This is a genomic window from Piscinibacter sp., assembly GCF_050175855.1.
Taxonomy (GTDB): Bacteria; Pseudomonadota; Gammaproteobacteria; order Burkholderiales; family Burkholderiaceae_C; genus Piscinibacter.
This window is the reverse complement of the sequence record NZ_JBFXIO010000265.1, coordinates 1-7,273: the sequence shown is the minus strand read 5'-3', so window position 1 is coordinate 7,273 and position 7,273 is coordinate 1. Positions and strand designations below refer to the sequence as shown.

The following is a 7,273-nucleotide window of genomic DNA, read 5'->3' as shown; positions in this document are numbered from 1 at the left end:
AAGACGCGGCCCTGGACGGTGGCCGTCGAAGGCGAGGTGAAGAAGCCGAAGGTCTTCGACCTCGACGAGTTGCTCAAGCTTGCGCCGATGGAGGAGCGCATCTACCGGCTGCGCTGCGTCGAAGGCTGGTCGATGGTGATCCCCTGGGTCGGCTATTCGCTGGCCGAGCTGATCCGGCGCGTCGAGCCCACCGGCAATGCGAAATACGTCGAGTTCGTCACCCTGGCCGACCGCGCCCAGATGCCGGGGCTGCGCTCATCGGTGCTCGAGTGGCCCTACGTCGAGGGCCTGCGCCTGGATGAGGCCATGCAGCCGCTGACGCTGCTGGCCTTCGGCCTGTACGGCGAGGTGCTGCCCAACCAGAACGGCGCGCCGCTGCGCCTCGTGGTGCCCTGGAAGTACGGCTTCAAGAGCGGCAAGTCGATCGTCAAGATCCGCTTCGTCGAGAAGGAGCCGCGCACCTCGTGGGTGAAGGCGGCGGCGCAGGAGTACGGCTTCTACTCCAACGTGAACCCGAAGGTCGACCATCCGCGCTGGAGCCAGGCTACCGAGCGCCGCATCGGCGAAGACGGGCTGTTCCAGAAGAAGCGGCCGACGCTGATGTTCAACGGCTACGAGGCCCAGGTCGGGCAGCTCTACGCCGGCATGGACCTGAAGAAGTTCTACTGACGGTGGCACGCCCCGCGCTGCTGCACCCGGCCGCCAAGCCGCTGCTGTTCGCGCTGTGCCTGCTGCCCTTCGCCTGGCTGTTCTACGCGGCGGCCGCCAACCAGCTGGGCGCCAATCCGGCCGAGGCATTGATCCGCTCGACGGGCGACTGGACGCTGCGCTTCCTCTGCCTGGTGCTGGCCGTGACGCCGCTGCGTGTGTGGACGAAGCAGCCGGCGCTGGCGCGCTTTCGCCGCATGATCGGCCTGTTCGCCTTCTTCTACGCGGTGCTGCACTTCCTCGCCTACGCCTGGCTCGACATGGGGCTGGACCTGGCGGCGATCGCTCGCGACATCCCCAAGCGGCCGTTTGCGCTGGTGGGTTTCCTGGCGCTGCTGCTGCTGGTGCCGCTCGCAGCCACGTCGTTCAACCGCGCGATCAAGGCGCTGGGCGCCGCGCGATGGCAGGCGCTGCACCGGCTCGTGTATGGCATCGCGCTGCTGGCGATCCTGCACTTCTTCTGGATGCGCGCAGGCAAGAACGATTTCGCCGAGGTGGCGGTCTATGCCGCCGTGATCGCCGCGCTGCTGGGCTGGCGGCTGGCGCGCCTCAGGCGCTCGCGGGCGCTGGCGGCGTGATCAGGAGTTCGTCCACGCCGTAGAGCGTGGCCAGCGCCGCGAGCTTGGCCGGGGCGTTGCGCACGCTGAACGGCCGGCCGAAGGCCTGGGCAAGCCGACGGCACTCGAGCAGCACCGCCAGCGCCGAGGTATCGAACTGCTGCAGCGGCGAGGCGTCGACGACCACCTCGCCCTCCTTCTCGCCCTGCAGCGCCTGCGAGAGCAGGCGCAGCGTGTCGCGAGACTCCCGCATCGTGATGGTGGCCGGCAGCAGCAGCATCGCAGCGGATCCTCAGGTCTTGCTGCCGTTGGCCGCAGCCGACTTGTTGCGCTCGGCCAGCTTGGCGATCAGGCCATCGATGCCGTTGGCGCCGATCTCCTGCGCGAAGCTGCTGGTGTAGTTCTGCACCAGCCACACGCCCAGCACGTTGACGTCGTAGATCTTCCAGCCGTCTTCCTTCTTCTCGAGGCGGTAGTCGAGCTGGATCGGGTCACCCTTGCCGCGCACCTCGGTACGCACGACCACGTCCTTGTCTTCCGGGTTGGCGCGCATCGGCTTGAGCTGCACGGACTGGTCCTTCACCTGCGACAGCGCTCCGGAGTAGGTGCGCACCAGCAGGACCTTGAATTCTTCCTGCAGCCGCTGCTTCTGCTCGGGCGTGGCCTGGCGCCAGTAGCGGCCAACGGCGGAGGCCGTCATGCGCTGGAAGTTCACGTGGGGCATGACCTTGGCGTCGACCAGCGCGGTGATCTTCTGCACGTCGCCGGCCTGGATCGACTTGTCGGCCTTGATGGTGTCGAGGACGTCGGTGGAGACTTCCTTGATCAGCTGGTCAGGGGCCTTGGCCGCATCGGCCGCGCGGGCCGCGCCCAGGCCCAGCGCCATCGCGGCGGCGGCCAGCCAGGTGGTGATTCGGATCGAGAGCATGTCTTGTTCCTTTCTGTGGCGCCTTGCACGGGCTCCAGGGTGCTCAGAGCCCGCGCGAGCCGCGAGGTTCAATGCCCGGAGGCAACGTTAACGTGCAGAAACATCCGGACGTTCACTTCGCTGCAGGCTCGGATGCCGATTCCTCCGGCTCGGTAGGGTCGGGCGGCGGCGGCTCGTTGCCATCGAACACCAGGCTGCGCCGGCGCTGCAGGTACGCATCGCGAACGAAGTTGTACTTGTCCAGCGCGATGTCGTCGAGCACACGCGTGGCGCCGAGCAGGTTGGCGCGCGTGTTCACGATGCTCAGCGCGGTCAGGCTGTAGCGAGTAGCACCGTCGTTGATCACCGAACTCGGCGAGGCCGCAATGTCCATCGGCAGGCCGATGGTGTCGCGCACGCTGGAAGGCCCGAACAGCGGCCAGACGATGTAGGCGCCGGTGCCCATGCCCCACACGCCGAGCGTCTGGCCGAAGTCCTCGCGGGTCTTCTCCAGGCCGACTTCCGTGGCCACGTCGAGCACGCCGAGCAGGCCGAAGACCGTGTTCGTGCCCACTCGCATCACGTCGTAGACGCCCGCGGTGGCCTTGCCCTGCAGGAAATTGTTCACCGCCGACCAGGCATCGGCGAAGTTGCCGAAGAAGTTGTCGACGCCGCGGCGAATGGGTTGCGGAACGATGTTCGAGTAGGCCGTGGCCACCGGCTCGAGGACCTTCTCGTCGAGCGCCTCGTTGAAAGCGAAGACCTTGCGGTTCCAGTTCTCCCACGGGTCGAGCTTGGCGCCCGGGCCGCCGCGCACGTCGTTCAGCGTGGTCGCGCAGCCGCCCAGCAACGGCAGCGCCACCGCCAGCGCGGCGAGCGAGGCGCCGCGCTTCACCTCTTCGCTCCCGACTCGCCCCCGGCGTCGGCGGCCTTGTTGAAGAGGAACTGGCTGATCAGGCTCTCCAGCACCACGGCAGATTGGGTCTGGGTGATGGTGTCGCCGGCCACCAGCGTCTTCTCGTCGGCGCCGGGCTCCAGCCCGATGTACTGGTCGCCGAGCAGGCCGGCGGTGAGGATGCGCGCCTGCGAATCCTTCGGGAACTCCACGCCCTTGTCGATCTCGAGCCGGACCACGCCCTGGTAGGTGCGCGCATCCAGGGTGATCGAGGCCACCCGGCCGACGTTCACGCCGGCGCTACGCACCGGCGCACGCGGCTTGAGGCCGCCGATGTTGTCGAACTTGGCCGTGAGCGTGTAGGTGTCGCCGCCGCCGAAGCTGGCGAGGTTGGCCGCCTTCAACGCGAGGAACACCAGCCCGAGCATGCCCATCAGGACGAACAGTCCGACCAGGGTTTCGATGCCTTTCTTGCCCATCTCTCGTGTTTCCTTTCGGTCTTACGGCGTCGAGAACATCAGCGCCGTCAGGATGAAGTCCATGCCCAGAATGGCCAGCGACGAGATCACCACCGTGCGCGTGGTGGCGTAGGCCACGCCCTCCGGCGTGGCATCGGTCTCGTAGCCCTGGTAGAGCGCGACGAACGAGCAGATCACGCCGAACACCATGCTCTTGACGATGCCGTTGCCGACGTCGCGCCAGACGTCGACCTTGCTCTGCATGATCGACCAGAAGTTGCCGGCGTCCACGCCGATCAGCAGCACCGCGACGACATAGGCCCCGAGGATGCCGATCGCGGAAAACAGGATCGCCAGGATGGGCATCGACACCATGCCCGCCACGAAGCGCGGCGCCAGCACGCGCGCCTTCGGGTCGATGGCCATCATCTCCATCGCGGCGATCTGCTCGCCGGCCTTCATCAGGCCGATCTCGGCCGTCAGCGAGGTGCCCGCGCGCCCGGCGAAGAGCAGCCCGGTGACCACCGGCCCGAGTTCGCGCACCAGCGCGAGGTTGACGATCAGGCCGAGCGACTCGGCGGCGCCGTAGGTCACCAGCGCGTAGTACATCTGCAGCGCGAGCACGAAGCCCACCGCCAGGCCCGACGACAGGATGATGATCAGCGAGCGGTTGCCGATGGCGTGGATCTGCACCACCACCAGGCCGAAACGGCGCATCGCCGGCGGGATGGCGCGCAGCAGGTCGAGGAAGAAGAAGGCCGCATGGCCGAACGAGTTCAGCACCGCCAGGGCGCGCGCGCCGAGCAGGGCGACGAAGTTCATGCCGAGCCTCCTGCACCGAGGCCGAAGTCTTCGGCGATGGTCGGCGCCGGGTAGTGGAACTTGACCGGGCCGTCGGGTTCGCCGCGCACGAACTGGCGCACCTCGGGGTCGCTGGAGTTCATCAATTCGTCGGGCGTGCCCTGCGCGACGATGCGCCCGCCATTGGCCAGCAGCACCACGTGGTCGCTGATCGCCATGCACTCGGGCACGTCGTGCGAGATCACCAGCGAGGTCGAGCCGGTCACGTCGTTGAGCGTTCGGATCAGCCGCGCGGCCACGCCCATCGAGACCAGGTCGAGGCCGGCGAACGGCTCGTCGTACATGATCAGCTCGGGGTCGAGCGCGATCGCGCGGGCCAGCGCGATGCGCCGCGCCATGCCGCCGGACACCTCCGAGATGCGCAGCTTCGCGGCGCCGCGCAGGCCGACGGCATTGAGCTTCATCAGCACGATGTCGCGGATCATCGATTCCTTCAGATCCGTCTGCTCGCGCAAGGGGAAGGCAACGTTGTCGAACACCGACAGGTCGGTGAACAGCGCGCCGAACTGGAACAGCACGCCCATGCGACGACGCAGGCGGAACATCAGCTCGCGGTCGCGCGAGTCGACGCGCTCGCCGTCGAAGGTCACGGTGCCGGAGTTCGCCGCATGCACGCCACCGATCAGCCGCAGCAGGGTGGTCTTGCCGCACCCCGAGCTGCCGAGGATGGACGTGACCTTGCCGCGCTGGAAGCGCAGCGAGATGTCGTTGAGGATGGTGCGGCTGGCGTCGTACCCGAACGTGACGTGGTCGATCTCGATCAGGGCATCGCCGCTCGCGGGGGCGTTTTCACTCGGCATTGCGCGGGTGCTTTTCTTGTCGTCGGGCCGCCGGGGTGCGAGCGGGGTGGCGGCCGAGGCCGGCGGATTGTCGCATGGCAAAACAAGCCGTGCAGGGGAAACCCGGATACGTCTTGTGACGCCGATTCACGCCGGTTTCTAGCGCTTCTGGCAGCGCGGGCAGAAGAAGGTCGAACGCTGCGCCTGCACGATGCGGCGCACCGGCGTGCCGCAAACCGGGCAAGGCTCGCCGGCACGGCCGTACACCGCCGCGTGCTGCTGGAAGCTGCCGGCCATGCCATGGGCGTCGCGGTAGTCGCGCAGCGTGCTGCCACCAAGCTCCAGCGCCTGCGCCAGGATGCGGCGCACGGCCTCGGCCAGCCGGTCGCAGCGCGTCCGGCTGACACGCCCGGCCGCCGTGCGCGGATCGATGCCTGCGCCGAACAGCGCCTCGCAGGCGTAGATGTTGCCCGCCCCGACCACGATGTCGCCGGCCAGCAGCGCCTGCTTGATCGCCACGCGCCGGCCGCGCAGCGCGCGGTGCAGGTGCTCGCCGCCGAAAGCCGGGTCGAAGGGTTCGAGGCCGAGGCCGGCGACGAGCTTGCGCGCCGGATCGGCATCGAGCCCACACGACCACACCACGGCGCCGAAGCGGCGGGGATCGGTCAGGCGCAGCGTGCCGCGGGTGGTGACGAGGTCGAAGTGGTCGTGCGCGCCGGGGTCGCCAGGCTGCTCGCTGAACGCCAGCGAGCCCGACATGCCCAGGTGCATCAGCAGCCCACCGGGGCCGACCGGCAGCCACAGGTACTTGCCGCGCCGCTGCGCGGCGCCGACGGGCTGCCCGACCAGCGACGCCGGATCGCAACCCAGTGGCCAGCGCAGCGGCTTTCCCAGCCGGACCGCCTTCACGCTCGAGCCGTCGACGCGCTCGGCGAAGCTGCGCCGCGTGGTCTCGACCTCCGGAAGTTCGGGCATGTGCGGAATTATCGCGAGCCGCGCCGATCACAGGCTGATCGACCGACCACTAGAATGAATTCGAGCCTTCAGGAGTTGCCGATGCCGTCCCCTTCGTCCCGCCCGGGCCTGCCGCTGCTCGGCGTCCTGCTGGCTTCGCTGCTCGGCGTCGGTGCAGCGGTCGCGGCGCCGGCGCAACCGGCGGCGAGTTCCGCCAAGGTCGAGAACTCCAGCCTCGATGCGCAGCTCTTCTACCAGCTGCTGATCGGCGAGATCGAACTGCGCAATGGCGAGGCGGGCACCGCCTACCAGGTGATGCTCGATGCCGCGCGGCGCACGCGCGACGAGCAGCTCTACCGCCGCGCCACCGAGATCGCGCTGCAGGCCCGCGCCGGCGACCAGGCGCTCGCCGCGGTGATGGCCTGGCGCAGCGCGCTTCCGAAGTCCATCGAAGCGCACCGCTACCTGATCCAGCTGCTGGTGGCGCTGAACCGCGCGGAGGAATCGATCGAGCCGCTGCGCTCGCTGATTGAGCTCACCGCCGAGGCCGAGCGTCCGGCGCTGATCCAGTCGTTGCCGGGATTCTTCTCTCGCACCGGCGACCGGGCGCGCACGCCGGCACTGGTGGAGCGCGTGACGCAGGGCTGGATCGACCAGCCGGCCACGCGCGTCGCGTCGCGCATCGCCCTGGCGCGCGCCTGGCTCGGCGTGCCGGACAACCCGAAGGCGCTGCCGCTGCTGCAGCAGGCGCATGCGGACGAGCCGTCCAACGAATCGGTGGCGATGCTGGCGGCCGGTCTGGCCGCCAACACGCCGGCGGCCGAAGCCATCGTCACCTCGTTCCTGAAGGCCCGGCCTGACAGCCACGGCGTGCGGCTGAACTACGTGCGGGTGCTGACCAACGCCCAGCGCTACGGCGATGCCACCGAGCAGTTGCAGGTCGTCACGCGGCTGGCGCCTGACCTCGCGCCGCCCTGGTTGACGCTGGGCGCCCTGCAGGTCGAGTTGCGCCATCCGGCCGAGGCGAGCGTGGCCCTGTAGACCTATCTGGAGAAGCTCGAGGCGGCGCCCTCCGCCCCGGCCGCGCCTGCCGACGTCGACGAGGTTGGGGGCGGCTGCGCGGCGGACCTGCGCGAGCTAGGCCGCACGCAGGC

At 68.9% G+C, this 7,273-nt stretch carries 10 protein-coding genes; 3 read left to right on the top strand and 7 right to left on the bottom strand.

All coding sequences use genetic code 11. The features are described from left to right. Positions 1–669 (top strand): protein-methionine-sulfoxide reductase catalytic subunit MsrP (gene msrP / locus AB7U92_RS18180; protein ID WP_428580085.1); only part of this gene is annotated, 669 nt, incomplete at its 5' end. Then, positions 666–1,286 carry a sulfite oxidase heme-binding subunit YedZ gene (locus AB7U92_RS18175; protein ID WP_428580087.1) on the top strand — a complete coding sequence of 207 codons (621 nt, stop codon included), beginning with the start codon at positions 666–668 and terminating at the stop codon, positions 1,284–1,286. The genes msrP and AB7U92_RS18175, both read left to right, overlap by 4 nt. Here the strand turns inward: AB7U92_RS18175 and AB7U92_RS18170 are convergent. The 7 genes from AB7U92_RS18170 to mutM form a co-directional block, all read right to left on the bottom strand. Beyond that, positions 1,258–1,545 carry an STAS domain-containing protein gene (locus tag AB7U92_RS18170; RefSeq protein WP_428580082.1) on the bottom strand — a complete coding sequence of 96 codons (288 nt, stop codon included), beginning with the start codon at positions 1,543–1,545 and terminating at the stop codon, positions 1,258–1,260. The genes AB7U92_RS18175 and AB7U92_RS18170 overlap by 29 nt on opposite strands. A gap of 12 nt (positions 1,546–1,557) precedes the next feature. Beyond that, positions 1,558–2,193, bottom strand: coding sequence for an MlaC/ttg2D family ABC transporter substrate-binding protein (locus AB7U92_RS18165; protein WP_428580079.1), 636 nt, complete (start codon positions 2,191–2,193; stop codon positions 1,558–1,560). A 112-nt stretch (positions 2,194–2,305) separates the two neighbouring features. Continuing rightward, positions 2,306–3,067 (bottom strand): MlaA family lipoprotein, encoded by a 762-nt coding sequence (locus AB7U92_RS18160; RefSeq protein WP_428580076.1) that lies wholly within the window; start codon positions 3,065–3,067, stop codon positions 2,306–2,308. After that, a complete protein-coding gene (gene mlaD, locus AB7U92_RS18155; RefSeq protein ID WP_428580073.1) occupies positions 3,064–3,546 on the bottom strand; it encodes an outer membrane lipid asymmetry maintenance protein MlaD in 483 nt (160 codons plus the stop codon). The genes AB7U92_RS18160 and mlaD overlap by 4 nt, the downstream gene beginning before the upstream one ends. Before the next feature lie 21 nt (positions 3,547–3,567). Further along, positions 3,568–4,347, bottom strand: coding sequence for a lipid asymmetry maintenance ABC transporter permease subunit MlaE (gene mlaE, locus AB7U92_RS18150; protein ID WP_428580070.1), 780 nt, complete (start codon positions 4,345–4,347; stop codon positions 3,568–3,570). Next, positions 4,344–5,186: an ABC transporter ATP-binding protein gene (locus AB7U92_RS18145; protein ID WP_428580067.1), complete on the bottom strand. Its 843-nt coding sequence runs from the start codon at positions 5,184–5,186 to the stop codon at positions 4,344–4,346. The genes mlaE and AB7U92_RS18145 overlap by 4 nt, the downstream gene beginning before the upstream one ends. Positions 5,187–5,324: 138 nt before the next feature. Next, positions 5,325–6,140 (bottom strand): bifunctional DNA-formamidopyrimidine glycosylase/DNA-(apurinic or apyrimidinic site) lyase, encoded by an 816-nt coding sequence (mutM, locus tag AB7U92_RS18140; RefSeq protein ID WP_428580064.1) that lies wholly within the window; start codon positions 6,138–6,140, stop codon positions 5,325–5,327. Positions 6,141–6,221: 81 nt separating this feature from the next. On the opposite strand from mutM, the gene AB7U92_RS18135 reads away from it, so the two are divergent. Next, positions 6,222–7,160 carry a tetratricopeptide repeat protein gene (locus tag AB7U92_RS18135; RefSeq protein ID WP_428580061.1) on the top strand — a complete coding sequence of 313 codons (939 nt, stop codon included), beginning with the start codon at positions 6,222–6,224 and terminating at the stop codon, positions 7,158–7,160. Positions 7,161–7,273: the final 113 nt, after the last annotated feature.